The following is a 26,100-nucleotide window of genomic DNA, read 5'->3' on the forward strand; positions in this document are numbered from 1 at the left end:
CATTTGATGATTGGCGTAGCGTATATAACCACGAGCGCCCACACGAAGCGATTGCACTGGATACGCCTGTCAGTCGTTATCGCCCCAGCCCGAGAGGGTTTCCGTCCAGGCTACCTGAGATTGAGTATGGACCGGATGATGCGGTGGTCACAGTGAAATGGAATGGTGAGTTGCGATACAAGGGAAAGAGATTCAAGGTATCCAGCGCCTTACACAGGCATGAAGTGGCAATTCGCCCTCGCCATGATGAGGATGGCGTCTATGATGTGTTTTATGCGCACCATCATTGCGAAACCATCTACTTTACACACTCATGAAAAACACATTAATGTGTCAACCATGTCCTCGTACATGTGTCACCTATGTCCTCGGTCTATACAGGGCAAGCAAAGAAAAGTAACTCGCCTAGAGGCGAAAAAACGTAAACTTATTCGCCAAAGAAAATTAGGTCTCTAAGTAAGGCGTCATTCAAAAGTGACCATTTCTGCCACATTTCCATGGCATAGTTCTTGCACTGTAAGCTGGTACCCCAGCCCTTATGTGTCATGAATAGTCCAGCCCCTTTTTCAATACCAAAATCTTTAGACAGCCTGCGCTTGGGTGATTTATTGCGCATGCTGGTATCAGATGGCCGTATTGACAAGGCATGGGCAGAAAAGCTGCATCAGGACCGCAAGCGCGATAGCTCTAAAATACACCCGATTATCATTGTGGCCGAGCAAAAGTGGCCTGATCAACGACAACCTTCACAATTACTCACGGTAGATAGCCTCAGCCGATATGTCGCCGACAAGGCTAAAGTCGCTTACTACCAGATTGATCCGCTGAAATTAGATTTCAGCGCCGCGGCACAAATCGTCTCCCAGGCTTATGCTGAGCGGTTGCGCATCATGCCGATTACTGTGAAAGACGGTGTTGCCACCATTGCCACTGCCGATCCTTTCCATCAGGAATGGCTGCATGACCTGGAACGCATGCTCAAATTGCGCATAGAAGTGGTCATGGTCAATCCGCTGGATTTACAGCGTTATTTACCCGAGGTGTACCAACTGTCTGCGGCGATTCAATCAGCCAATGCAGCCAAGGCCGGGCAAATTGTCGGCGTACAAAACTTTGAACAACTGATTGAACTGGGCAAAGACCGCCAGCTGGATGCCAATGAACAGCATGTCGTGAACATCGTTGACTGGTTGTTTAAATATGCGTTTGAACAACGTGCCAGTGATATTCACCTGGAGCCCCGCCGTCAAATGGGACTGATGCGCTTCCGCATTGACGGCGTGTTGCATCAGGTTTACCAGTTACCCAGCAACATCATGAACGCCATTACCAGTCGCATCAAGCTGCTGGGCCGCATGGACATGGTAGAGAAGCGCCGTCCGCAGGATGGCCGCGTCAAAACCGTCGGGACTGATGGCAAGGAAATCGAACTGCGCTTATCGACCATGCCGACCGCCTTTGGCGAAAAACTGGTCATGCGGATTTTTAAACCGGATATTCTGGTACAGGATTTCCAGTTACTCGGTTTTTCCAAACGCCAAAGCGAGCAATGGGCGCAATGGACGCATCAGCCCAACGGCATCATTCTGGTCACGGGGCCCACCGGCTCGGGTAAAACCACCACCTTGTACACCACACTCAAGCAACTGGCTACCGATGAAGTGAATGTATGTACGGTGGAAGACCCGATTGAGATGATAGAACCGGCATTTAACCAGATGCAGGTCACCCAGAATATCGGCTTAGGCTTTGCCGAAGGCATACGCACATTGATGCGGCAAGACCCAGACATTATCATGGTTGGCGAAATCCGCGACCAGGAAACCGCAGATATGGCGATACAGGCGGCATTGACCGGGCATCTGGTGCTTTCCACACTGCATACCAATGACGCACCTTCAGCCGTGACACGCTTACTGGACCTGGGGGTGCCTGCCTACCTGATACACTCCAGTTTGCTTGGCATCATGGCGCAGCGCCTGGTACGCACTTTGTGCCCACATTGCAAAACGGAGGACGAGATTTCAGACGAGCAATGGGCCAGCGTGACACAGCCGTTTAAAGCCAAAAAACCGGCAAAAACCATGAAGGCAGTCGGCTGCAAGGAATGCCGCCAGACCGGGTATCGCGGCCGGACGGGCATTTATGAAATGCTGACACTCACGCCCGCGCTACGCAAACTGATCACGCCAGAAACGGATTTACTGCAGTTACGCCAAGCTGCGACAAAAGCTGGCATGCAACCTTTGATGCTGAATGGGGCAGAGAAGATTGCGGCCGGGTTGACCACGGTAGAAGAAGTTCTTAAAGTGGCGCCGCCAATTGAGATGGACTAACCTGCAAAAGACCTGCGTTTATTGATAGCGCAAGGCCTCTATGGGATTTAAACGTGCGGCTTTCCTGGCCGGATAAAAGCCGAAAAAGACACCAATACTTGCCGCCACACTAAAGGCGATCAAGACCGAGGCACTCGAGATAATCACTTCAGCCTGGGTGAACACGCTGACCAATATCGCGCCGCTGACGCCGATCAAAATCCCAATCAGGCAACCGACGATCGAAATCATGATGGCCTCCAGCAAAAATTGCAGCAGGATATCCCGCTCACGTGCCCCTATCGCCATGCGGATACCGATTTCACGTGTCCGCTCGGTTACCGACACCAGCATGATATTCATAATGCCGATGCCACCTACGAGCAAAGATACCGAGGCAATGGCCCCCAATAACAAAGACATGGTACGCGCGGTTTCAGCGGCAGAATTTGCAATAGCTGTCAGGTTGCGTACTGAAAAATCACTGTCTGCGCCTTCACGGATATTGTGACGCTGGTTGAGTAGGCTGTTCAGTGCCTCTTCGACCATCCCCATGACACTATCCGACTCAGCCTGTACCATAATCTGCCGCACCGTACCCGGTAACTGGTTTCCAAACAGTTTGCGCTGCGCAGTTGTCAGCGGCACGATAATGGTGTCATCTTGATCGCGTCCATCCAACGTTTGCCCTTTGCTCTCCAGCACGCCCAGCACCACAAACGGTCGCTGGTTAATGCGTATAGTCTTGCCTACAGCATCAATATCCGCGTCTTCACCAAACAGGTTTTGCACGACGGTTTTACCAAGCAAAGCCACACGTGTGGCAGAGCGTGTATCTGAGGATGAAAACGGATACCCGGCAGACAGTCTCCAGCCGCGGATATCCATATATTCTGGCGTGGTGCCGATGATATCCGTATTCCAGTTATTGCTGGCATACACGATCTGGCCCTTGCCCATGGTCACGGGAGCGACACCGACCACGCCATAGAGCTCGCTCATGGCATTGGCATCACGCACATTCAGTGAAGGTGCGTTACCGGTAGCAGTGCGCGCGCCGCCCATTCTGGGAGGGCCGGAGAGTACGACAAACAAATGACTGCCCATGGCACTGATAGAGCGTTTGACCGAAGCCTCAGCCCCTTGCCCGATGGCCATCATCAATACCACGGCACTCACACCAATGACCATGCCCAGCATGGTCAGAAACGTGCGTAAGCGGTTGGCACCCATGGCGTGCCAGGCTTCCCCCAACATGGCGCTAAACATTGGCGTTCTCCGCACTTGAGGCGCTAGCCCCGGTGTCCTGCACAATCTTGCCGTCCAGGAAACGCACTTGCCGTTTGGCATGTTCGGCAATATCGGTTTCATGCGTGACCAGCACAATGGTAATGCCTTCCTGATTCAGGCAATCAAAAATGGCCATGATCTCTTCACTGGTCGTGCTATCCAGGTTACCGGTGGGTTCATCCGCCAAAATCAGCCGCGGTTGGTTGACCAATGCTCGCGCAATGGCGACACGCTGCTGCTGGCCACCAGAAATCTGGTTGGGATGCGAATGCATATGCTTGTTCAAACCTACCTTTTCGAGCAACACCCTGGCACGCGCATGCCGCTCCTCTTTGCTAACGCCAGCATAGACCAACGGTAAGGCAACATTATCAAGCAGGCTGGCGCGCGCCAGCAGGTTAAACCCCTGGAAAACAAAACCTATGGTCTGGTTACGCACCTTTGCCACCTGGTCCGCGGGCATGGTGGCGACCGCATATCCATCCAGCACATAGCTGCCTGCGGTTGGCATATCCAAGCAGCCCAGGATATTCATAAAGGTAGATTTGCCGGAGCCGGATGGCCCCATGATGGCGACGTAATCCCCTCTCAGCACCTGCAAGTTGACATCTTTTAATACGGGGAAATCACCCGCAGACGTCCGATAGGCTTTGTAAAGATGCTTTACAGAGATGACTGGTTGCTGCATCTTTTTAGAACATTCTCGGGCCGCGTGGGCCGTTATTATTGCCAGGCCTATTGTTAGCTGAATTATCGCTTTGCAACTCGCCCACAATCACTTTATCCCCAGCTGCCAGTCCATTGCCAGTCACTGCAGTTGAGCGCCCATCGGTAATGCCAGCATACACACGCACCATCACTGGTTTTCCAGCCCTCAATACGTAAATTGTGCCCGTTGTGCTACCAGCAGCAGGCACCCCACGTCGCTCACCTTTGCCTTCATGCCTACGCCAAGCACGTTTACCATCACCATCACCTTCTCTGGGAAGCGGTTGTTTACTGACAATATCTGCCAATTTTGGTTTATAGCGTAACGCCGCATTAGGCACCAGCAATGCATGCCGCGCACGGTCGACAATAATGTTCACATAAGCGGTCATACCCGGCAGCAAGGTCAGGTCCTGGTTATCCACTGACACCACCACGTTATAAGTCACCACATTGGAAGTATTGGTTGAATTTAAACGCAACTGTTTCACCACGCCTTCAAAGCTGCGGTCCGGGAAGGCATCCACATTAAAATTGACCCTTTGTCCCTCTTTGATTTTGCCGATATCGGCCTCAGCAAAACTGGTGTCTATCTGCATTTTGGAAAGGTCTTGCGCGATCTGGATCAAGGTCGGCGTCTGAAAACTGGCTGCCACCGTCTGGCCGACATCGACCACGCGGTTCACCACTACGCCAGCCACGGGCGAGCGGATAATACTTAAATTCAGGTTGGTCACATCACGCGCCAATGCACCGCGCGCGGTTTCCAATTGTGCCCTGGCGGACTTTAATACCTGCACTGCCGTATCCAGCTCCTGCCTGGAAACATACTCTTGTGCATATAACTGCCGCATGCGTTTTTCATTAGCAATTGCCAACTCCACCGCTGCCTCGTTATTTCTCACGTTACCCTGTGACTGTGCAATCTGCGCATTAAACAAGCGGCTATCCAGTTCCATCAGCACCTGGTCTTTTTTGACCACATCATTAAAGTCCACATACATCTTTTTGACGATACCGGATACCTGCGTACCGACACTGATCAGGCTGACCGGATTAAGCGTGCCATTCGCAGAAACCGTTTGCTCAATATGCCCCTGCGTCACTTCATCCAGCCGGTAGAGATCTTCGGGGTTAATCTGCTGTGTCTGCTTGTAATACCAATAGCTTGCACCCACCAAGGCAATCAGCACGCTTAATATCAATGTATGTTTGATACGTTTCATCGTTAAATCCGTTTATTGAGCTGGCGCCGCGGCGCTGGGTAAATCAGGAGAAACTGCACCGGGTAATGACTGGATCATGGCATGATCAAGCACACCGATGGCTTGGGCTAAAGTCGCACGCGCAATATTGGAGTTAAGACTGGCCTGGATATTTTGCTGACGGGCACTGGCCAGCGCACTTTGCGCATTGAGCGTATCAATAATATTGCCTACCCCTGCGGTATACCGGCCAAAAGCGACACGGTAAGACTGTTCGGCACTTTCGAGCAGGGTTTGGCTGGCAGTCACCGACTGCAAGGCGGTACGCAGATTCTGGTAAGCGCTCCACACATCCAGTGAAATCTGTAAACGCAGACTATCACGCTGTGCCAGCCGCAAGTCAGCACTCGCTTCTGCCGCGCGTATACGGTAGGTCGGGGCATACCCTGCAAAAATCGGGATAGACACCGTAAAGCCCAGCGTGGTCGCACTATTGGCGGCATACTGCGAACCATCCTGAAGATTATTGGAGACACCCACGCTGATGGTTGGCTTGCTTGCTGCCTTGCTGGCAGCAATGCTGGCTTCTGCCGCCCGCACCTGCGCCTCGCTGGCTAATAAATCAGGGCGGCGCTGGCCCGCTTGTTGTATCAGTGTACTCACATCATCAAGAATGCCGGAGGGTGTTTGATTGGCGCTTGGAGCCAAAGTCATTGAGCGGTTGGCTGGCCACCCCATCAGGTTGGCAAGGCTGCCATAAGCAACGCGAAGGTTACCCTCAATGGTAATGCGCTGTAAGGTCAGTTGCGCGTAGGCAGTTTGCGCCTGCAACTTATCCGCAGGCGTTGCCACCCCTGCCTGGTAACGGGCATTGGCCGCCTTGAAACTTTCCTCAGCGGCCCGCTCGGCTTGCTGCGCTGCCGAAACCGCAGCAATATTGGCCTGCACCTGGTAATAAACGGCAATGGTATTGAGCAAAATACTTTGTACCGTACTGCTTTGCGTCGCACTGGCGGCCAGTAATAACTGGCGCGCACTCTCGATATTGGCTTTGCGGTTACCAAAGTCATACAGCAAGTAGCTCGCCACCAGGCTGTTTGAAAGATTGAGATTGGGATTGCCACGCGTGGCCGATTCAGGATTCAGTACGCCCATGTTGCTGGAGACGGTGTCGGTGACCGTCGGTAAATAGGCTGACTTGGCCACACCTAACTGCGCGGCTTGCACGCGGGCATTGGCCCACATTTCACGGGTTTGCGGGTTATGGCACAAGCTGATATTAGCCACATCGGCCAGTGTCAGTGGCTGCTGCCAATTCACCTCATCACAACCGGCGTCACCTCCCCAATATTGCCCGGGTATTCTAGGCAAAGTTTGCACTTGCGTGTCCAGGGGGTCACCATCGTTATAAAATAGTGACTCCTGTGCCTCGAGTGACACACAAGAGCAAAGCATCATTAAGCACACACACTGGCGCATGCCACTCCACTTAATCAACAAAACAGCACAACCTCGTAGATATACATCTTTTCCTCATCGCGCAGCCATCTTAAATGAAGCGTGAGTGCGACTAAAGAGAACGATACATTTTGATACTTTTAAGAAGGATGAGATTGAGTGGCCCCGGACGGATATCAAATGTCCAGAGCCCTGCTGCTAGCGGCATTTAGTCCGATGTATGTTTTAAAGATTGTGCGTGCCCATGTATCATTTGTGATAACAAATGCTGGCCCGACAAGCGCGATACAACAATCACTGCCAGCACGTGCACAACAATAAGCGCCAGCAAACCCAGGCTAAGCGCGGCATGCAGCTCAACCGGCCAATCCTCGCCCCACAAGGCATCGGTACGACTCAACCAGCCGGTCAGCGCCAGTGCTGCGATGAATAGCCAGATCAGATAAACCGCCCATTGCCCTAGCGGATTGTGTCCTCTGTGCGGCGTCATACGCTTTTGCCTGATCTTACTGAGATGGGTGCAAATTGCACGCCAACCTGGCAGGTAAAAACGTGCGCACTCTGCTGTGGTCAGGCAACCGCACACAATACGCATTGCCACCACGGCAAGGACAGCGTACCCGACCAACCGATGCCACCAGTCGGTTTCATACCAGACATAACTCATCAGCCAGAGTGCGATCACTCCAGCAGCTACCAGCCAGTGACTCACCCGCACCCACCAGGGCCACAGCAGCTCGTTACGCGTTGGCATGCGCTTACTAGTCTTTCAAACCAATAGCTTTGACGATCGCCAGGGTTTTCATATCGAAATAAATCTCGACTTTTTTACCCTCTTTGTTACGACCATAAATCTCGTAACAATTACCGTCAATTTTAAATTTTTTGATGGTGTACCCTTCGGCCTCCAGCGCCTCTTTCAGCGTATCTTCCGACGCCCACTCCTCTTTGGGATAAGACTTGCAATCGGCCGCCGCAAAGGCTGCCTGTGAGCCCAACAAGCCTTGGCTTAACAAACCCAGTGCCAACAACATTCTAAAAGTCATTTTTTTCATCTGTATTTCCTTTTGTTATGCATACAATTCCACCTTGCGTATCTCAGCCAGGTTAGACACTCCTGTGAGTGCCATGGTCATTTCCAGCTCATCCCGCAGCGTGCGTATGACTTTTGCCACGCCCATCGCGCCTTCCGCCGCCAAGCCCCAGACATACGGACGACCGATACAGACTGCATCAGCACCCATGGCCAGGGCTTTAAACACATCTTGCCCGGAACGGATGCCGCTATCGACCAGGATTTTGCATTGCCCGCCTACCGCCGCCACGATCCCTGGCAACACCGCAGCGACTGACGGCGTGCTATCCAGTACGCGACCACCATGGTTAGAGACAACAACCCCCTCACAACCAATTGCCAACGTGCGTTTGGCATCATCCACATGCATCAAGCCTTTGATCAATAACGGAACCTTAAGCTGTTGCCGCAACCACGCCACATCGTCCCACGTCGGTGCCTGGGTCATCCAGCCGTCAAAGACAGGACTTTGCCCAGCACTGATAGGCTGCATGCTCAATGGCCTGGCTAAATTAACAGCCACTATACCAGCAGGCAAATCAATCAGTGCCTGCTTCACCGGCGCATCCACAGTAAAAACAATCGCGCTTGCTCCAGCGGCCAACACCTTGTTTAACAACACTGCAGTGGCTTCACGGCTGCCTTGCCAGTAAAGCTGGAACCACAGCGGTTGTTGAGCCTGATTAATTATCTCTTCCACCGGCTGGCTGGCCAGGCTACTCACCATCATCTGCCCTTGCTGGGCATTGCAAGCGACAGCCGTGCCAATTTCACCATCTGCATGAAACAGTTTCTGGTATGCCACAGGCGCCAGCATAATGGGATGTGCCCACTGCTCACCAAACAACTCACATTGCGTGCTGGGATGATGCAAAACCTGTAAAGGACGTGGCAGCAGCTTTTTGGCTTGCCACCCGGCTTCATTGGTTTGCAGTTGCGCGCCATGGCCTGCATCGGATTGCAGGTAGTGCCAGATATTGGCAGGGAGCTTGGTTTGCGCCTGCTGCGCAAAGTAGGGTAATAACGGTAAGGATTGCATGAGCTTAGAGCGCCCACTGGCGTAACAGGTTATGGTAGATGCCGGTTAACTGCACCACTTCCGGAGTTTCCCCATGTTGTTGGCGCAACCTGACCAAAGCCATGTCCATATCAAACAACATGCGCCGGTGTGCCGCATCGCGCACCATGCTCTGAATAAACATAAAGCTGGCCAGCCGTTCACCACGTGTCACAGGCGTGACCGCATGCACAGAGCTGGAAGGATAAATGACGATAGAACCAGCTTTAAGCTTGATGCGCTGGTCACCAAACACATCCTGAACCACCAGCTCACCGCCTTCATACTCATCAGGATCGTTAAAAAACAAAGTGGCTGAAACATCCGCGCGCACCCGCGCACTGCCATCCGGCATGCTGCGCATGGCACTATCCACATGAAACCCGTAATGATTGGTTTCGCCGGAATAACGGTTCACAAACGGCGGCAAAATTTTGTCTGGCAGGGCAGCAGAAAAAAATAAAGGATCGCGATGCAATGCCTGCAACACGATCCTGCGAATTTCATCCAGCAACGGATACTGTTCGGCCAGTTGCTGGTTATTTTTGACTTGTGCTGCCTGCGTACCGGCGGTACTGCGGCCATCTACCCATTGCGCCTGTTTAAGCAGGCCTCGGATAGTCGTTAACTCTTCTTTGAGCAATACATCCGGTAACGTCAGCAGCAAATCAACTCCTAGAACTTATACTCAGTGGTCACAATCGCTTGACGACGGTTACCTGGTGTCACCAAACCACCGTTGTCATACACTGCGTCATAATACTCTTTATCCAGCAGGTTTTTCACGTTGAGACGTACTGCCCATTTGGGTTGCTCATACGATGCCATCAGGTCGACACGGGCGTAGCCTGGGGCGGAGTTGGGGTTGAAATGACCGCCAACAAACGATCCGCTTAAGTTAGCCGAACCAGGTTGATAGGCATACCGCTCGCCTTTGGCCTCTACACCGCCACCAATCTTCCACGCATCTGTTAATGCGTATGTCGTCCAAATATTTAAGGTCCCAATAGGGGTATTACGCGCACGTTGCCCCTCTACACGCTCATCTGCATAGCTATAAACGTTACCGGCAGCGACGTTTTGAGCGGCTTTGATTACGCGCGCATCCAATAATGCAATGCCTGCAAACACATCCCAACGGTCAGTGACTTTACCAGTGACTTCTATTTCAACACCATTCGTCCGACGTTTTCTAGTAAGAATTGCTGACGTTGCCTCAAGGTCAGTGTTACGCTCCCAATATTTGGTGGTAGTAAACAAAGCGGTGCGAACTGCTAAATCACCGTCCATGAAAAGCCATTTTGAACCGACTTCAAATGTCTTGCTACGCTCTGGATCTTGTGGCACCACAGTCAACTGGTAAAGATCAGCGGTCGGGCTGAAGGAATCACTCCAGGTAGCGTAATAGTGTCTGTCTGGATTAGGCTGCCATGACAACCCGGTACGGTAACTGTTTTCGCCGTAGCTGAGTTTTGGTGAGGTTGCGCTGGAGTATTTCGAATGTAGCTCATCGCGCCGCACCCCTGCTAACGCAGTCCAGTTAGGGACGAATTCAACACTATCCTGAACATAAAGCGCGTAGTTATCGGCATTGAAAGAATTTTGTAAGTTTCCTTTTGCATGACGGTCAAATAATGCACCTGTTGTCGGATCGAGATCAGTCAATTGGCGACGGACTGAATCCTCCTTCAAGTATTCCACACCCGTTAATAGCGCATGTTTCATACCGGCCAATTCAAACTTGGTACTGAAATCTGACTGCAAATTTAAGGTTTCATAATTCAAATAGCGCGCAACGTTACCGCCGGCACTACCGCTAAATGTTGGCATTGCGGGAGTTGCGCCTTTGGGTGGTGTTTTAGCCCAAAATGCTCTGTTGTATGTGCCACTTCTCAGTTGTGTTCTCAACTGCGTATCTTCAGAAAACTTATGCGTAAAAATTGCAGTTGTGACACGTGTATCACTGTCGTCAAAGTTACGGTTATCACCCCAGAAGGTTTTATCACTGGCGCCTGTTGAGGAACTATTAAGTGGGTGTGTACCCGAGAAACGAACACCAAAATCTGGCACATCCCGTGTCTGTGTATAAATATGGTTCAGGAAGAATTCGTTTTCAGTCCCAATACCAGCGCCAAAACTGATAGCCACCCCTTTACGGTCAAAAGATGGACGGTCACCTGTGGTCGGGTTTTTACGGTAGGTTTCTTCGTACCTATCCATCACGTTGACGCGAATCGCCGCCGTCTCTGTTAACTGCTTGTTAAAGTCACCCGTAAACTGGTGATAATCGTACTCGCCCAGGCTACCAGTCACGACATTTTTATCACGCAACTCAGCCATCTTGCTGACCTGGTTAATCACACCACCGGCCTGACCGCGACCGAACAGCATGGCGGCTGAACCACGCAATACATCGACCTGTTCAAGGTTAAATGTTTCACGGTTGTACTGCGCCGTATCGCGCATATTATCCAGGTAAATATCTCCAAAGGTATAAAAACCACGCAGGTTGAAGTTGTCCCCAGCACGCCCACCTTCGGCCGCATTCACTGACAAACCCACCACGTTACGCAAGGCTTCGCGCAATGAGCCCACTTGTTGATCATGCAGCAATTCGCGCGTCAGGGTAGTGACTGCTTGCGGCACGTCTTGTGGATCCTGATAAGTTTTACCTACCCGGGTTTTGGTCGCTTGGTAACCTTTGTTTGGTTTATCTTGAATGCGCTCCGACTTGACCTTAACCTCAGTCATAGTCTGGGTAGCATCTGCTGTTTTCTCTTCTTCTGCGGCGGATGAAATTGCTGGTAGCGCCATCAAAAGCGCCAATGTGATTGTTTTACGATGAAGGCCTGTAGGCATATTGTCTCCTGTAAGTTTCAAATATTAAGATATTAAATGACAACAATTCTCATTGTTATAATCAATGAAAGATATTGTGTGAATTGTTTGATATCAATGACTTTCTTTAAGGGACATAGGATGGATATAAAACGAAAGTTTCCACATCTACGACCAGGCAGACAAAGGTAGCAGCTGAATTGTTTTTTCAAGCTTTGTAAGTGAAAATGCCTGGGCAATTAATCGGCACAACATGCTTATCGAATAGATTGATAAACATGTGTGTTTAAAAAGCTTGTAGGACTAAAGTGGCTTTACATTGAGCGATTTAAAATGTAATTCCATTTAGTTTTTCAAGACAAGCCCTGGCAAGCTCGCAGCCCTGATTAACATCTCACTTAATTGAAGCTGCGCTCTACTAGGCGATCATGAGCAGTGCCCTGTTGCTGAAGAATAGTGAAAGATACCTTACGGGCTCTGCGCTTTTTTAGCCACAGATATACACCAGTCACTGACAGCATTGCGACCACCAAGCCCATCACAGAGATCAGGATTCGTCCGGGCATACCTAGAATGCGCCCTGAATGCAATGGGAACTGTGCCTGCACGACCACATCTCCTAAGGTGCCTTGCCAAGGAATACGTCTACCGACGTAATGTCCATCCAGTCCATCGTAATATAAACGCTTATGGCCTGCGCCAGCCACCCCATGATCGGCATCCGGGTAATAAAAGTCCACATTAAACAGCTGATAAGCCGCGCTGTATGAGATGCGCCCGGCAGGCTCCTGCCAGCCTTGGGCACGCGCATCCTCCACAGCCACATTGAGAATCTGCTCATAGGCCATTTTTGGTGGCAATTGTTGCGGCACAGGTAAGCGTGGACGCAAATCGGATGGTGTGGGCGTCAGCGTAAATGCAGATTGCATGACCGGCATAAACACCTCGCGACGCAGATTCAGGGCAAAAGCTGAAAATGCCAGTATAATCAGCAATATCCAAGTCCACAAACCAAAGGCACGATGCATATCAAAATAGCGTTTGTGCTGGCTGCTGTTCCAACGCATTTTCCATGCTGGCCACCAACGCTGCCAAAATGTGGCCTGATTACTCGCCTGTATGGATGGCGCTTTATGCAACTTTGTTTGTGTTCTTCTGGTGGACTTGGGAAATGTCAGGTAAAAACCGACAAAGCTATCAATCAGCCAAATGATTGCCACGCCACCCATCAGCCAGATTCCCCAGCGATCTATTCCCCACATTTCTGGCAAATGCAAACTGTAGTGCAGCTTGTAGAGGAAAGAAACGGCATTGGTGCGATCTATAGGCCAAACGGCTCCCCATTCGCGCTTTCCAAGCTCCTCGCCGGTGACAGGGTCGATAAACACCTGATTAAACTTGACAGGTTGCATACCATCCGGTGGATTGGGTAATGGCCTAACGCCAATGGCCAGCGTATGTCCCTCTTCAACATGGAGCGGAATCGAGCTCACCTGGACTTCTGGATAGCGTTCTGCTACCTGTTTTGCAAGCACCAACGTCGATTGATGCGCGCCACCGGATTCGCTATGCATCCAGGCTGGATTCAGTAGATCATCCAGCTCGTGATCCCAGGAAATGATGGCACCAGTGAGACCCGTGAGCAATAGAAATAAAGCACTAGCCAAGCCCAACCAACGATGCACCAATAATAAGGACGAACGCAAATCAATTTACCTCATATTAAAAATCGAGCTGGGCACTGATTGTAACAGTGCGAGGGGCACCCATGACCAGATAGCCATTATTCGGAAATCCGCCGCTGGAGGCCCAGTAATCCCGATCTGCCACGTTATCAATCCGACCACGTACAGTGAGCAGTTTACCTTTGATGTCTGTGACGTATCTTGCACCAAGGTCAAAGCGTGTCCAGCCTGGAACCTGAAGTGAGTTGCTTGCATTAGCGTACATACTGTCTGTAGAAATCACGCGTGCATCCAGCGTCAGTCCAGACAGTCCAATGACATCCCACTCAACACCGAAATTCGCTTGCTTATCAGGCACGCCAATCGTCTGCTTACCTTCTGTAGCAGCATTGTTGGTGTCTTTCTGCTCAGTATGCAACCAGGTCAGTCCACCAAGTACGCGCAGACCTGGCATCACTTCACCGTAGGTCATCAATTCTATGCCCTGGTGATCCTCGCTCCCAGAGTTTGTAAACTGCTGGGCTGCATTTGTGATACCTCGTGGTTTCTCTGTAGTGAAATAGGCCGTTGTGAGTCTTACCTTGCCAAAATCAAATTTGGCACCGACCTCTTTTTGTTTAGAGACAAACGGGGCAAGCACCTGCCCTGCATTTGCTACGGGTAATCCGTTTGCGGTCGCTGGAGCAGTGTCACCTTGTGCCAGAGCTTCAATGTAATTGGCATATAAAGAAACGCCATCCCACGGCTTGACCACCACGCCAAAGATCGGACTGACTTTGGTTTCGTCATATTGACTGGTGACAAGCCCGGTTGCGCCTTTATTCAGATATTTTAAATTCTGGTGCCGCAGGCCTGCAGTCACCAATAATTTTTTATCAAAGAATGAGAGCGTATCGCCAATTGCCGTACTTTGCAGGTTTGCCTCATAACTCACATAGAGATCAAAGGGAGCAGCATTTGCACCTGTGAATGCAGGTTGCGCATAATAAACAGGGTTATAAAGATTGGTATTCAATGTATTTTGAAAAGCAAAATCTATCTTTCGCAATGTGGAATAGCTGGTGGTAGAAAGTACCCAGTCATGTTCGACCGAACCAGTTTGGAACACGCCTTTCAAGCCGGCCTCACCGGTGAGCACTGACTCTTCTCTAATGTTATCAAATCTGGTTTGAGTACCCGCCCCTGTCATGGAGTTTGTCAGCGTGAGATTGGCAAGTGAGTTTGCCTCATGCGTATGTCGCGCACCCAATGCCGCAAAAGCGGTCACTTTACGATTAATATCCCATTCGCCACGTATGGTGCCGAACACATCACGCTCATTGGAATATGACCATGGCTGTGCCCAGTTTTTATCGCTGGAAGGCGCATCTGGTACAGCGGTGATATTCGCACTTGTCGCACTCAGGGTCACGTTGGTTCTTGTTTGCTTAAGCTTGTTATCCTGATAACCTGCATCAGCAGACAAACGTACGTCATCTCCACGCCAGTCAAACGCCACAGAGACCAGGTCAAGCTCGGCATCCTCCTTATCAATTGCAGTGCCGCCATCACGCCTGGAAACATTCAACCTAACACCCGCACGGTCATCTGGACCAAACCGTCTGGCCACATCCGCCGAGAAGAACTGCTGATTACCTGAGCTCCACCCTGCTGAAACAAGATTTAATGGGTCATTGGGGGCACGCTTGGGCAATAATGAAATAGAACCACCAATGCCATCACCATTTGGGCTTGCGCCATTTAAAAATGCTGATGCCCCACGCAGAACTTCGACGCGCTCAAACAGTTCGGCAGCAATATACTGTCGTGGCAGAATGCCGTATAAACCGTTATAAGCCACACTGTCCGAGTTCAAAATGTAGCCGCGAATAAAGTATGATTCCTGAAAGTTACCAAACCCGCGCGCCACACGTACCGAAGGATCATTCAATAGCACATCGCCGACACTTCTTGCCTGCTGATTCTGGATTAACTCATTGGTATAGGCATTGATCGAGAAGGGTGTATCCATGGCATCCTTGTTGCCAAGCACCCCAACACGTCCACCTTTTGCAACCTGGCCGCCTGCAAAAGGTTTCATCAAGCCTTTGGCGTTAGCATCAGCTGATGCATTCACCTTGATCTCATCCAAGGTTTCAATCTGGGAATCAGCTTTTTGCAGATCCTCTGCGAACGCATGGCTCAACGAAAAGTGATAGAGCAAAGCAAGTGTTAGCTTTCTGGGATTGAATTTCATCACAAATCCTTAGAAGGGAAAAAGCCAGGACAACTGAAAAAGTTACCTGGCTTGTAATTAAGTAAAAATACTAGAACTTGTAATTAGCGGAAAGTACGGCGTTTTGTCGCTCGCCAAAGCCACAATCGTTGGTACCACCACGACACCAGGAGACAAACTCCTTATCAGCGATATTTCGAACAGTTGCACGGAGATCCCAAGGGCCATAGGAGTAGCCAACCATGGCATCAAACAAAGTCACGGCATCTACCACCGGCGTACCACCGCTACCCACATTGTTGCCGATATGACGTGCACCTGCGCCAATCCGCCAATGATCATTGATACGATATTGCGCCCAGGCAGAGGCAAGCTTTTCAGCTACATATGGCAAGCGAACTTTGGTCGTATCATTAAAGGCATTCATATGAGTGTAATTTCCAAGCAACTCCAAATCACCTATGCGATGTTTGGCCTCCAGCTCCCACCCTCGGCTGAGTGCACCCGCCTGTTGCAGACCACCGGGAGTATTGCCCTGTAGCACACGATTCTGCTGTTCGATTTCAAACCAGGCAAAAGCCATAGAGGTATTGTTGTCAGGCGAAAGGAATTTAACCCCGGCTTCACGCTGTTCACCTTCGGTGGGTTTCAACACGCCGCCAGCACCATCAGTGCCAAGGTTGGGGACAAAGGCCTCTGAGTAGTTCACATAAGGAGATATCCCGTTTTCAAACCGGTACATCAGACCCAAGCGGCCAGTCGTTGCAGAATTACGGGAATCGACATCCGCCAGTGCATCGTTAAAACGTAACAGGGTGTTTGTTGCATGATCCCGGCGAAGTGCACCGGAGATCACCCACGGCCCCCACTCCATATGTTCTGTCAGGTAAAAACCGGTTTGTACGATTTTGTTGTTGTCACGCTCTTCCCCTCTCAATGCGGCATAGTCCACGTTGCCATAGACAGGGTTATAGACATTGATACCAAAAGCTGAAGCCCTAGAGGTGTAGTTGCTTTCAGTCCACAAGGCATCCTGATAATCCATCCCCAATGAAACCAGGTGAGTGGTTGGTCCCAAGATAAAATTTCCCTGCAACCTGACATCGCTTGAAAACACATTAGTGCTACGATCTGCTGCGTGAATGGTTCGACCTATAAAACCGGTTGCGTCAGGAGTACCTCCTATAGCAGTCCAGTGCTCACGTGTGATGCTGTTGGTGTTTGATTTGCGCAAATTGGCAACCAATTTGATATTGCTGGTCAGCGCTTGATCAACAAAAAGAGATACTTCGTCTTTTTTTGTATTGTAGCGATCCCAGCCAGGCTCACCGACAAATGTGCTACTGGATATCTTGCCCTGCGATCCCGGCAGTAGCGTGCCAAAAGTTGGCAAGAATTGGGCTGAAACCGTACTATCCACTTCTTGATGCACGTACTGCATGGTAATACTGGTTTTGTCACTGGGCTGCCAGGTCACTGATGGCATAAACACTAATGAGTCATCATTCACATGATCAACCTGGGTACCGCTATCACGTTTTAAGGCTACCAGGCGATATAACCATTCCCCATCTTCGGTAATGGGTCCGGTAAAATCAATGCCAATCTGTTTGCGGTCATACATACCATACTGCACATTGATCTCGCGCGATGCTTCTTTTTTGGGCCGCTTGGTCACTGCATTGATAATTCCCCCAAGGTCGGACTGTCCAAACAATGAAGAAGAAGGACCCTTCAAGACCTCAATACGCTCAAGCGTGTAAATATCCGTGCGGGTATTGTTATATGAGCCGTAAAGGCTACGCAGGCCATCCAAAAACATGGATGGATTCAATCCACGCACAGATGAGGAATCAATGCGTGTATCAAAACCAAAGTTGCCTGCATAGACACCGGCACTATAAGTTAGCGCATCCTGGATATTGAGGGCACCCATTTCACGCGCCTGGTCAACATCCACCACAGTGACAGACTGCGGCATATCTTGAACCGAGACAGGGCTTTTACCCACAGATGTCGCACGGTCTTGCGTGATAAATTTATCTTTCTTGCTATTTTTCTTAGCACTGACAGAAACCTCCGGCAAGGTATCTGTTTCAGTTTTAGCGGATTGTTCCGCGGCGATAGACACGGATGGGAAAGCCAGCATCAACGCCAGCGGTATCGCAGGAATACGAAACGAGTACATACAAAAGCTCCAGTAAATAGCTGTTGCTGGCTACAGGAGTCATGGCTCGTTGGCTTGCAATAAAAGTATTGAATGATAACAATTATCATTTGAAATTTCAAGCCAATGTGGGTAGAGGATAGGAATTACGTCTTAATAATCAAGACATGAATTGGATAGCATTTGTTGCTTCAAGCTGGGCGCAACAATCATTTCGCCTTCCTCAGTCATGGCGCTAGCTAGCCTTACCTCGTACAGTGCTTCCAGTAAAGGAAGCGTGACATGTGACGTTTGATAGTCCCCTACCAACGTACCATGCTTGATCAATATCAATCGCTCAAAGCCTTGCAGTGCCTGGTTAATATCATGCAGGATTGCCAGAATCGAGTGGCCTCGCTTGGAGGCAAAGCTACAAATGGCGTCCATGAGTTCAAACTGCAAGCCTGGGTCCAGCGCGGCCAATGGTTCATCTACCAGCAGCAGCCCCTGCTCCACATCCCACAGCTGGGCAAAGACTCGGGCCATTTGCACGCGGGCTTTTTCACCGCCAGACAAGGTGTCAAAACGCCGTTCAAGCAGATGCGCTGCACAGGCGTGCGCAGCGGCCTGTTGCACAATACTGTTTAAATACGGGTCATGCGCACGTGCAACGCGCCCGAGACCAATGACCAAATCGACAGGCAACCCGAAGGCCACCTCATGTGATTGCGGCAAAATCGCCCGGCGGCGGCTCAACTCAGCCAGCGACCAATCAGTCAGAAGACGTTGATCAAAATGTGCTTGCCCGGTCGCGGGGTTTAGCTCACGGGCCAGCAGTTTGAGCAAGGTAGATTTACCGGCCCCACTCGGCCCCAGAATCGCTACCTGTTCACCGGGCCGGATAGAGAGCGTGAAAGGACCAAATTGACGTTTGCCGAGCATTACTGTGACATGGTCAAGCGCCAGCAGTCCGGAAGTGGCATGCAAGGCAGTCATGATTAAACACCTTTACGCATTCTGGCCAGCAATACTAGGAAAAATGGCGCACCCAGCAAGGCAGTAAAAATACCCACCGGGATTTCGGCAGGAATCGCCACCGTCCTGGCAGCAGTATCTGCCAGTAGCAGCAAAATAGCCCCCACCAGCATGGCCAGGGGTGCCAAACGGCGTTGGTCCGGCCCTACCAGCAGACGCACGATGTGCGGCGCCACCAAGCCAATAAACCCTATCATGCCGCACCACGCAACCGCGAAACCGCACAGTACTGCGACCAGCATAATCACACGCATGCGCAGTGCACGCACATTCACGCCGACATGTGCGGCAGCCGCTTCGCCCAGGGCCAGGGCATTCATGGCATGTGTGAGCTGGCGTAGTGCCCACAATGCCAGCACGAGTGTGATCAGCAACACACCAGCCAATGCCCAATTGGCACCAGCCAGTGATCCCAGTGTCCAGAACGACAAAGTCCGCAATTGTTCGTCCGTCGCCAGGTAGGTACATAAGCCTATCACGGCAGCAGCCAGTGCATTGAGTGCGATGCCGGTGAGTAACAAGCCGGCAATAGAGTCCGCCGTGAGCCAGCGCGCGACGCTATCGAGAATAAAGCAGACAGTGACCGCGCCACAAAAAGCAGTCGCTGGCAACAGCCAGTAACGTAAAGCAGCCGGGACTTCTATGCCACTGCTGGCAAGCAGCACGATGGTGAGGGCGGCCGCACAGGCGGCGCCACTGGTCACGCCGAGCAATCCGGGGTCGGCCAGCGGGTTGCGGAACAGGCCTTGTGCCAGCGCACCTGACAGCGCCAATGCCGCACCAATCAATACTGCAAACAAAATGCGCGGCAGGCGCAAATGCCACAAGACATACGCCCCACCCGATAGCGGCTCATCACTATTTTTCAGCACGGCCAGCCAATCCTGCCAGGTGACGGGCACTGCCCCCATGGTGGCCGCAGCCCATACGCCTGCTATCAGTATCAGCGATAGTAGCCATGCAGGCTTGCTGGCAAACCATTGTGGCAATCCCCAGACGGTGCTGGTTGTACGTGATGACTGCGAGATGAATGATGTCATATCTACCTACCCTGCCGAGAAACGTGGCTGGGCTGCTAGCCTTGCATGGCCTTGGTGAGTAACTGATCCAGTGCTGACAAGGCTTGCGGCAAGCGCGGGCCAAACCCCAGCATAAACATGGCTTCCAATGCCACAATACGGCGTTTTTGCCCGGCTGGCGTCTGCGCCAGGCCAGGTAATTTCAATGCACCATCAACCCCGCCGACCACACCCATGCCCTGCTCGGTGAACAGTACAATGTCTGGCTGTGCAGCAATCACGGCTTCTGGGGTTAATGGTTTAAAGCCGTCAAAGCCGTCCACGGCATTGCGCGCACCTGCATAGGCAATCATGGCGTCGGCACTGGTTTTTCTCCCACCGACCATGATTTGCGCCGGACTATGCGACAAAATAAACAACACTCGTGGTGCAGATGTTTTGCGTGCGAGGATAGGCGCACGTGCACGCTGCCAGTCTTGCCTTAACTGCGACTCCAACTGGCTGGCCTGTGCCGCTCGTTCTATCAGGCTCCCTACATGCTGAATGCGCTCTATCACCCCTTCAAATTTGTCGTTGGCAGACAATATAGACACGGGCACGCCTGCCGTGCCTACCTGCCGCAGGACTGCCGGGGGGCCTGCGTCCTCCGTGGCAAGCACCAGTGTTGGGCTCAAAGCCAGAATGCCTTCGCTGGAGAGCGCCCTGGCATAGCCTACACTGGGCAACTTTGTCGCTGCCTCCGGATAGAGCGATGTGGTATCTACCCCCACCAGTTCTTTTTCAGCGCCCAGGGCATAAATAATTTCCGTGAGTCCACCACCGACGCTTACAATGCGGCGTGCCGTTTTTTTGCCTGCTTCATTGCCAAGGGCAAGTTGCGGTAAACACACCGCTGCCACCGCGGCCCCCAGCTGACTTAAAAAAATACGACGTGCGTGCGGCATGCCCTCTTTGGGATTGTTAAATACGTGAGACATACGGATTAAACCTTAGGTAAACGGTCAATCAAGTCGGCCCAGGCGTTTTCAGATTCTCCAGCCACATTGGCAGATGCAAACAAAGCGATGAGTGCGCCAGCCCCGTCCAATAACACCAGCGCTGAAAACATGCCATGCAAGCCGGATTGCACAACCATCCAGGCAGACGCAATATGATCTTCGCGCAAATGCAAATTAAACCCTGGGTCCAGTACATTCAGCCATGGCCCCATGACAACAACTTTATCCACCGGTCCACTGTGCGCCTGTGTCGCCCCCGCGTTTCCGGTCAAAATCAAAGGCGCAATGGCTTCGTTAGCGGCAGTTTCCAGTAGCGCTCTCGCGGCATGCACAGGCACTTGCCTTGCCGTTTCCGCAGCCAGCTGTTGCACATAGGACAAGCAGGCCCCTTCGCATTGCGCAAGCAAGGTATATAAATCACGGGCATCGTGCACCCTGTCCCAGGCCATTAAAAAAGATGGGAAATCTTGAACAACCGCGATAGTAACAGGGGGCAGCACAGCGATTCCAGGCAGCTGATTTTCATCAGAAAACTGCGCAACCAGGGCCAGGTAAGCCGCAATGTCACTTTGCGGACACAAAAACACTTTGTGTACCGCCACCCCCGCCTTGTCATAAAACTGCAGACTGCGCTGCACGCCCTTTTCACCAGACTCTGCGACAGCAAATCCATGCTGCCAATGTTCAAGATGGCACTGCAAATCGATCTGCTCCCCGCCTACGGTGATGACGTTATCCTGCGCAGTCACCAACTCGTAAACGCCCTCTTTTTCATGCACGCATGCGGCATTACGCGTGAGCGCCATGACGTGCTTGAGGGAAGCAAAAGCCACCAGCAGCCCATGCCACTCTGGCCGCAAACGCGTCACCCGCATCAACCCATCAGCAGGTGCGCCTATGTTTGCCGCAATCAACTCGCCTTCAGAGATATGCAGCTTTTCGGCGATCTCTCGATGGCGGGCGCGACCTGCCTGGCGCTCCAATTCGAACTGCCGCCTGATCTCTGCTAACAGCGGATTCTTTAGAGGCAGATTCATGTTTATGCCAGCTGATCCAGTTTCTGCTGAGTCGCTTTATCAGGTGCCGTATGCCCCTGGTCATTCCTGTGGGTGATCTGCATCAGGTCTTGCCCATTCAAATGATAGGCTTTGGCAAAACCGGATACATAGCTGCCCTGAGCAGGTGTTAACTCCATCAAGTGGAAGTCAGTCAGTTTGCTGATCACATCCATAAACTTGCCAAATTTTTCAAAAAATAAAATCATGATGGTTTCGAACTTGGCACTGTCCCGGTTTACTTCCTGCGCAGCACATTGAAACACCAGTCGCTTTCTTGCAAAGAGATGGGCTGCATCTTTCTCAGCTTCGATAAACATCAAGGAACACCGTCCGGTATCGCGCAGATTGGCACAATGCGTGGCCAGCTCGCTGACATAAATATAAAATTGATGGTCATGCTCCACATAGGCAGCATAACTGGCTTCAGGCAAGCCTTGTGTATTGGTGGTAGCCAGTTGGAGCGACTGAAACTGGCTTTTGAATGCCATGGCTTCCGCCCCAATAGATTGCAACTTCTCCTCGTTCATATCATTATTCTCCAGGTTAAACACCTCACCCATGTAAGATGAAGTTATTTATTAATTGATATTCTACATGATAATCGTTTTCATTTACAAAATGACACTTTACCGCGTTCTTAATATTATTTTTCTCGTATCAATCAGGCCTTGGTGAGTCAGAAAACAACATCAGGCCAGTCTGCCCGCTCGAACAGGCAGGCAGACTGGCCTGGTGATATCCCCAGATTTAAGCACACTAAAAATCAGTGGCACCGCAGGATAAAAGGGCGTAACAAGTGTTCGCTGTTATCCTGCTTGTGCTCTGGTGACGGTGAGGCTTAGATGAGTTTGAGGGTACCCTTCATCATTGATGCATGTCCTGGAAAGGAACAGAAAAAGACGTAGCTACCCGCGGCATCCAATTGCGATGGATTAAATGAAGTGCTTGCACTCTCACCACCGCCAATCACAGTGGTCGCAGCCACTACACGGGCGTCCTGCGGTTTGACAAATGACTTGCTGACGCCGGCTTTGCTGCCATCCTGCAACACACCCTGTTCATCTGCCTGTTTGCTCACAACCAGGTTATGGCCCATGATGTTTTTGCTCATGGTGCCGGTATGTTTCAGGTTGATGGTAAAGGACTTGCAGCTTTTAGGAATAGCAATTTCTTTGGTATTAAAAGTCATTGCATCGGTGGCTTCCACAGTCACATCGCAACTTGCAGCGGCTTGCGCCTGCTGTTGCAGCAAACATGCCGCTCCCATAGTAACCAGTAATTGCGCGCATTGCTTCATTGTAAATCGCATGATGTTCTCCATTGCATCCATATTGAAAAATTGGCTGGCTACTGGAGAGAAGCTCGTTGGCTGGCTGGGGTTAAAACTATCTTGTGGCGTTTTGCTCGCGGTATTTTTTCTTGATCACGGACCCGCTTTTGCGTTGTGCGGCTGGCTTGAGCCAATAATGATACCCGGCAATCAATATCGGCAATGCCACCGCAGTATCCGACACCAGTTCGCGCACGTCATCATAGAGCAAGGCTGCAATCAGTCCGATACAGGAAAGGACTGCAATCACCGTAGGCCATAAAAAAATTTGTTGTAATGTTTTCGCTTGCATAAAAGGTGCGTCACCATGATTTGTTCGCCCGTTGAAATTGATCAATACGCCTCTCTCAGCAAGATGCGCGTATTCACATCAGGCACATATTGATGACGCTTGCGCCACCATAATTTAAGTCCTGTCCACAGTACAATAATGCTCAATATATCCAGCACGGCCCATATCCATTTGAGTGTGGTGCCGCCATAGTCACCAAAATGGAGTGGCTGTGAAACCAGCAACGCCACCAGGTACCATGGCAACGGGCGGCTATCGGTCAGTGTGGCATGTTGTGCATCGACCAGCACGGGCTTGAACAAGCGCTTGGTGAGTGGCGTATCGCCACGCATGAAAATACCGTAGTGATGCTTGCTGGTATAAGCCGTACCGGGAAAGGCGATGAAACCAAGTTGCATCTCGGGTTCGGTTTTCTGGGCCACATCCAGTGATTCTTGCAGTGAAGCAAAATGTCTAGGAGGCGGCAGGTTTTTGTAAGGCGCGATCATTTGCGACATCTGGTCAAATTGCCAGTACTTCACCAGCAGGTCTGACCAGGCGTTGATGACACCGGTGGCACCGACGACGAAAAACCAGCTGAGCGTCACAATACCGAGCAAGTTATGAATATCCAGACGCTTGAGCTTTTCACCTCGCTCATGTCGAACTTCGCCAAAAGGCAGCTTGCGCATAAAAGGCGCATAAAGCACCACGCCTGAAATGATGGCGATGACCAGCAAGAATCCCATCAAGCCCAGGAACAACATGCCAGGCAAACCGGCGAACAGATCCACGTGCAACTTGAACATCACATACATAAAGCCTTGCTCACTGGGTGGCTCGCCTAGTACTTGCGCTGTGCGCGCATCCACCACCACATGTTTGAAACCGCTATCTGCCATCGTGGTTTTCGCCAATCTGACGACCCACTGCAGCGGCTCATCCTCCTCGCGGTACATATACAACGGCACCATGCCGGGCTGCCTGGCTTTGGCAGCTGCCAGTACCGCATCCATACTGGCCATCGGCCCCTGATGTGCGATCTCAGGAGTCGCGATATGATCGTCCAGCCAGTCACCAATTTCATGATGAAAAATCAGCGGTAAACCCGTGAGGCACAGCAACAACATGAACACCGTGCACACCAGGCTGGACCATTTATGCACCCAGGCCCAGCGACGGATAGAGGAATGAGACAGCATGAATAAAACCTATGGCAATTGCTTGATGACTTACGGTTGCGGCTGGCTCACGAAGCCAACTTTTTTCATGCCAGCGGTTTGCGCTTTAGCCAGCACCTCTGCCAGTACCTGGTAACGCGTATTTTTGTCAGCGCGGATTTGCAATTCTGGCTGCTGTTGCTTGACAGCCTCGTCTGACATACGTGTCGCGAGGTCGGCCACCTGGATTTCGCTGTCATTCCAGAAAATCTTGCCCTCGGCATCCACGGCCAGGTCAATCACTTCCGGTTTTTCCTCCAGTGGTTGTGAGGTGGCTTGCGGCAAATCAATCTTGACCGCATGCGTCAGCAGTGGCGCCGTGATGATAAAAATCACCAGCAACACCAGCATGACGTCAACCAGCGGTGTGGTGTTGATTTCACTCATGGGTTGCGTGTGCTCAGCCGCACTGAATGGATTTTGGCCCATCATACATTGCCACCTTTGCTGGCTACTTTGGCGTGCAGTTCTGTCACGTTTGCGGGTTTGTTACCCGCCTTGATCACCAGTGGTGCACCGGTGGTCAGCAGGGTATGCAGATCCTGTGCAAAACTCTCAAGTTCCGCCATGATGCCGCGGTTGGCCTTTATAAACGCGTTATATGCCAGCACGGCAGGAATCGCCACAGCCAGACCAATGGCCGTCATGATCAGGGCTTCACCAACCGGGCCAGCGACCTTATCAATGGTTGCCACACCAGATTGGCCAATGGCAGTCAGCGCATGGTAAATGCCCCATACCGTACCGAACAAGCCCACGAAAGGCGCCACACTGCCTACGGAGGCCAGCACAGACAAACCGCTTTCGAGTACAGCCTGCTCTTGTGACAGCGTACGACGCAACTGGCGCGCGATAAACTCATCCTGACTGCAGGCCGCAGCCAGTGACTGGCTGGCGTATTGCTGATGATGCTGGGTAGACTCCACCGCAGTCAGTGCCAGGCGGAATGCCGGTGATTGCAATTGTGCTTCCTGTAGCGCTTCTTGCAAGGTGGCCTTACGCCAGAATTGGCGTACATAAGCAGACACATCACGCTTGCGCTTGAACACCTGCCAGGACTTCACAAGAATAAAGTACCAACTCAGTACCGACATCGTCAGTAAGATCAGTGCCACCAACACCGAAACCACACCACCTTCGGTGATAAAAGCCAAACCACTTGTTGATTGCATTAAAA

At 51.3% G+C, this 26,100-nt stretch carries 23 protein-coding genes and 1 pseudogene; 2 read left to right on the forward strand and 22 right to left on the reverse strand.

The features are described from left to right. Together F463_RS15040 and tfpB are read left to right on the forward strand one after the other, a co-directional pair. Window positions 1-317: pseudogene (locus tag F463_RS15040) on the forward strand (IS481 family transposase); the annotation flags it as partial. A 228-nt stretch (window positions 318-545) separates the two neighbouring features. After that, window positions 546-2,336, forward strand: coding sequence for a type IV pilus assembly ATPase TfpB (tfpB, locus tag F463_RS0111805; protein WP_018987302.1), 1,791 nt, complete (start codon window positions 546-548; stop codon window positions 2,334-2,336). 18 nt (window positions 2,337-2,354) lie between these two features. Here tfpB and F463_RS0111810 read toward each other — a convergent pair whose 3' ends face one another. The 22 genes from F463_RS0111810 to F463_RS0111915 all read right to left on the reverse strand — a co-directional run bounded on the left by F463_RS0111810 (window position 2,355) and on the right by F463_RS0111915 (window position 26,095). Beyond that, window positions 2,355-3,584: an ABC transporter permease gene (locus F463_RS0111810; protein WP_018987303.1), complete on the reverse strand. Its 1,230-nt coding sequence runs from the start codon at window positions 3,582-3,584 to the stop codon at window positions 2,355-2,357. After that, entirely contained in the window at window positions 3,577-4,293 is a 717-nt protein-coding gene (locus F463_RS0111815) for an ABC transporter ATP-binding protein (protein WP_018987304.1), read from the reverse strand. The genes F463_RS0111810 and F463_RS0111815 overlap by 8 nt, the downstream gene beginning before the upstream one ends. A gap of 4 nt (window positions 4,294-4,297) precedes the next feature. After that, window positions 4,298-5,539 (reverse strand): efflux RND transporter periplasmic adaptor subunit, encoded by a 1,242-nt coding sequence (locus tag F463_RS0111820; RefSeq protein WP_018987305.1) that lies wholly within the window; start codon window positions 5,537-5,539, stop codon window positions 4,298-4,300. A 12-nt stretch (window positions 5,540-5,551) separates the two neighbouring features. After that, window positions 5,552-6,976: a TolC family protein gene (locus tag F463_RS0111825; RefSeq protein ID WP_018987306.1), complete on the reverse strand. Its 1,425-nt coding sequence runs from the start codon at window positions 6,974-6,976 to the stop codon at window positions 5,552-5,554. 208 nt (window positions 6,977-7,184) lie between these two features. Then, window positions 7,185-7,730, reverse strand: a complete 546-nt coding sequence (locus F463_RS0111830; RefSeq protein ID WP_018987307.1) for a cytochrome b/b6 domain-containing protein — start codon at window positions 7,728-7,730, stop codon at window positions 7,185-7,187. 7 nt (window positions 7,731-7,737) lie between these two features. Next, window positions 7,738-8,010, reverse strand: a complete 273-nt coding sequence (locus tag F463_RS0111835) for a PepSY domain-containing protein (RefSeq protein ID WP_088177815.1) — start codon at window positions 8,008-8,010, stop codon at window positions 7,738-7,740. A gap of 36 nt (window positions 8,011-8,046) precedes the next feature. Beyond that, window positions 8,047-9,090, reverse strand: a complete 1,044-nt coding sequence (locus tag F463_RS0111840; protein WP_018987309.1) for an alpha-hydroxy acid oxidase — start codon at window positions 9,088-9,090, stop codon at window positions 8,047-8,049. A gap of 4 nt (window positions 9,091-9,094) precedes the next feature. Continuing rightward, complete coding sequence (locus F463_RS0111845; RefSeq protein WP_018987310.1) at window positions 9,095-9,775, reverse strand: Fe2+-dependent dioxygenase; 681 nt, start codon at window positions 9,773-9,775, stop codon at window positions 9,095-9,097. Between the two features lie 8 nt (window positions 9,776-9,783). Beyond that, the gene (locus F463_RS0111850; RefSeq protein ID WP_018987311.1) at window positions 9,784-11,967 is read right to left on the reverse strand and encodes a TonB-dependent receptor; all 2,184 of its coding nucleotides are present in this window, start codon (window positions 11,965-11,967) and stop codon (window positions 9,784-9,786) included. A 377-nt stretch (window positions 11,968-12,344) separates the two neighbouring features. Then, a complete protein-coding gene (locus F463_RS0111855; RefSeq protein ID WP_026295549.1) occupies window positions 12,345-13,652 on the reverse strand; it encodes a PepSY-associated TM helix domain-containing protein in 1,308 nt (435 codons plus the stop codon). A 16-nt stretch (window positions 13,653-13,668) separates the two neighbouring features. Continuing rightward, window positions 13,669-15,867, reverse strand: coding sequence for a TonB-dependent receptor (locus F463_RS0111860; protein ID WP_018987313.1), 2,199 nt, complete (start codon window positions 15,865-15,867; stop codon window positions 13,669-13,671). A 70-nt stretch (window positions 15,868-15,937) separates the two neighbouring features. Then, on the reverse strand, window positions 15,938-18,034 hold the full coding sequence (locus F463_RS0111865; protein ID WP_018987314.1) for a TonB-dependent siderophore receptor: 2,097 nt from the start codon (window positions 18,032-18,034) through the stop codon (window positions 15,938-15,940). 132 nt (window positions 18,035-18,166) lie between these two features. After that, window positions 18,167-18,988, reverse strand: a complete 822-nt coding sequence (locus F463_RS0111870; protein WP_018987315.1) for an ATP-binding cassette domain-containing protein — start codon at window positions 18,986-18,988, stop codon at window positions 18,167-18,169. 2 nt (window positions 18,989-18,990) lie between these two features. Beyond that, entirely contained in the window at window positions 18,991-20,067 is a 1,077-nt protein-coding gene (locus F463_RS0111875; protein ID WP_018987316.1) for a FecCD family ABC transporter permease, read from the reverse strand. Window positions 20,068-20,102: 35 nt separating this feature from the next. Further along, complete coding sequence (locus F463_RS0111880; protein WP_033413528.1) at window positions 20,103-21,023, reverse strand: heme/hemin ABC transporter substrate-binding protein; 921 nt, start codon at window positions 21,021-21,023, stop codon at window positions 20,103-20,105. 5 nt (window positions 21,024-21,028) lie between these two features. Further along, a complete protein-coding gene (locus tag F463_RS0111885) occupies window positions 21,029-22,081 on the reverse strand; it encodes a ChuX/HutX family heme-like substrate-binding protein (protein WP_018987318.1) in 1,053 nt (350 codons plus the stop codon). Window positions 22,082-22,083: 2 nt separating this feature from the next. Next, a complete protein-coding gene (locus F463_RS0111890; RefSeq protein WP_026295551.1) occupies window positions 22,084-22,629 on the reverse strand; it encodes a HugZ family pyridoxamine 5'-phosphate oxidase in 546 nt (181 codons plus the stop codon). 311 nt (window positions 22,630-22,940) lie between these two features. After that, the gene (gene azu, locus F463_RS0111895; RefSeq protein WP_245545230.1) at window positions 22,941-23,411 is read right to left on the reverse strand and encodes an azurin; all 471 of its coding nucleotides are present in this window, start codon (window positions 23,409-23,411) and stop codon (window positions 22,941-22,943) included. Between the two features lie 76 nt (window positions 23,412-23,487). Further along, window positions 23,488-23,724, reverse strand: a complete 237-nt coding sequence (locus F463_RS14520) for a hypothetical protein (RefSeq protein WP_245545231.1) — start codon at window positions 23,722-23,724, stop codon at window positions 23,488-23,490. 41 nt (window positions 23,725-23,765) lie between these two features. Further along, the gene (locus F463_RS0111905) at window positions 23,766-24,905 is read right to left on the reverse strand and encodes a PepSY-associated TM helix domain-containing protein (RefSeq protein ID WP_018987322.1); all 1,140 of its coding nucleotides are present in this window, start codon (window positions 24,903-24,905) and stop codon (window positions 23,766-23,768) included. A 30-nt stretch (window positions 24,906-24,935) separates the two neighbouring features. Then, window positions 24,936-25,352, reverse strand: coding sequence for an ExbD/TolR family protein (locus tag F463_RS0111910; RefSeq protein ID WP_081620831.1), 417 nt, complete (start codon window positions 25,350-25,352; stop codon window positions 24,936-24,938). Next, window positions 25,352-26,095 (reverse strand): MotA/TolQ/ExbB proton channel family protein, encoded by a 744-nt coding sequence (locus F463_RS0111915; protein ID WP_018987324.1) that lies wholly within the window; start codon window positions 26,093-26,095, stop codon window positions 25,352-25,354. Before F463_RS0111915 ends, F463_RS0111910 begins: the two co-directional genes overlap by 1 nt. Window positions 26,096-26,100: the final 5 nt, after the last annotated feature.

The sequence above is a fragment of the Methylophilus methylotrophus DSM 46235 = ATCC 53528 genome (genome assembly GCF_000378225.1).
Lineage (GTDB): Bacteria > Pseudomonadota > Gammaproteobacteria > Burkholderiales > Methylophilaceae > Methylophilus > Methylophilus methylotrophus.

What these genes read in the sequence shown, in the direction of transcription:
- tfpB (WP_018987302.1), top strand. Translation starts at nt 546, where the DNA reads ATGAATAGTCCAGCCCCTTTTTCAATACCAAAATCTTTAGACAGCCTG.
- F463_RS0111810 (WP_018987303.1), bottom strand. Translation starts at nt 3,584, where the DNA reads ATGTTTAGCGCCATGTTGGGGGAAGCCTGGCACGCCATGGGTGCCAAC.
- F463_RS0111815 (WP_018987304.1), bottom strand. Translation starts at nt 4,293, where the DNA reads ATGCAGCAACCAGTCATCTCTGTAAAGCATCTTTACAAAGCCTATCGG.
- F463_RS0111820 (WP_018987305.1), bottom strand. Translation starts at nt 5,539, where the DNA reads ATGAAACGTATCAAACATACATTGATATTAAGCGTGCTGATTGCCTTG.
- F463_RS0111825 (WP_018987306.1), bottom strand. Translation starts at nt 6,976, where the DNA reads ATGATGCTTTGCTCTTGTGTGTCACTCGAGGCACAGGAGTCACTATTT.
- F463_RS0111830 (WP_018987307.1), bottom strand. Translation starts at nt 7,730, where the DNA reads ATGCCAACGCGTAACGAGCTGCTGTGGCCCTGGTGGGTGCGGGTGAGT.
- F463_RS0111835 (WP_088177815.1), bottom strand. Translation starts at nt 8,010, where the DNA reads ATGTTGTTGGCACTGGGTTTGTTAAGCCAAGGCTTGTTGGGCTCACAG.
- F463_RS0111840 (WP_018987309.1), bottom strand. Translation starts at nt 9,090, where the DNA reads ATGCAATCCTTACCGTTATTACCCTACTTTGCGCAGCAGGCGCAAACC.
- F463_RS0111850 (WP_018987311.1), bottom strand. Translation starts at nt 11,967, where the DNA reads ATGCCTACAGGCCTTCATCGTAAAACAATCACATTGGCGCTTTTGATG.
- F463_RS0111860 (WP_018987313.1), bottom strand. Translation starts at nt 15,867, where the DNA reads ATGAAATTCAATCCCAGAAAGCTAACACTTGCTTTGCTCTATCACTTT.
- F463_RS0111865 (WP_018987314.1), bottom strand. Translation starts at nt 18,034, where the DNA reads ATGTACTCGTTTCGTATTCCTGCGATACCGCTGGCGTTGATGCTGGCT.
- F463_RS0111870 (WP_018987315.1), bottom strand. Translation starts at nt 18,988, where the DNA reads ATGACTGCCTTGCATGCCACTTCCGGACTGCTGGCGCTTGACCATGTC.
- F463_RS0111875 (WP_018987316.1), bottom strand. Translation starts at nt 20,067, where the DNA reads ATGACATCATTCATCTCGCAGTCATCACGTACAACCAGCACCGTCTGG.
- F463_RS0111880 (WP_033413528.1), bottom strand. Translation starts at nt 21,023, where the DNA reads ATGTCTCACGTATTTAACAATCCCAAAGAGGGCATGCCGCACGCACGT.
- F463_RS0111885 (WP_018987318.1), bottom strand. Translation starts at nt 22,081, where the DNA reads ATGAATCTGCCTCTAAAGAATCCGCTGTTAGCAGAGATCAGGCGGCAG.
- F463_RS0111890 (WP_026295551.1), bottom strand. Translation starts at nt 22,629, where the DNA reads ATGAACGAGGAGAAGTTGCAATCTATTGGGGCGGAAGCCATGGCATTC.
- azu (WP_245545230.1), bottom strand. Translation starts at nt 23,411, where the DNA reads ATGCGATTTACAATGAAGCAATGCGCGCAATTACTGGTTACTATGGGA.
- F463_RS14520 (WP_245545231.1), bottom strand. Translation starts at nt 23,724, where the DNA reads ATGCAAGCGAAAACATTACAACAAATTTTTTTATGGCCTACGGTGATT.
- F463_RS0111905 (WP_018987322.1), bottom strand. Translation starts at nt 24,905, where the DNA reads ATGCTGTCTCATTCCTCTATCCGTCGCTGGGCCTGGGTGCATAAATGG.
- F463_RS0111910 (WP_081620831.1), bottom strand. Translation starts at nt 25,352, where the DNA reads ATGGGCCAAAATCCATTCAGTGCGGCTGAGCACACGCAACCCATGAGT.
- F463_RS0111915 (WP_018987324.1), bottom strand. Translation starts at nt 26,095, where the DNA reads ATGCAATCAACAAGTGGTTTGGCTTTTATCACCGAAGGTGGTGTGGTT.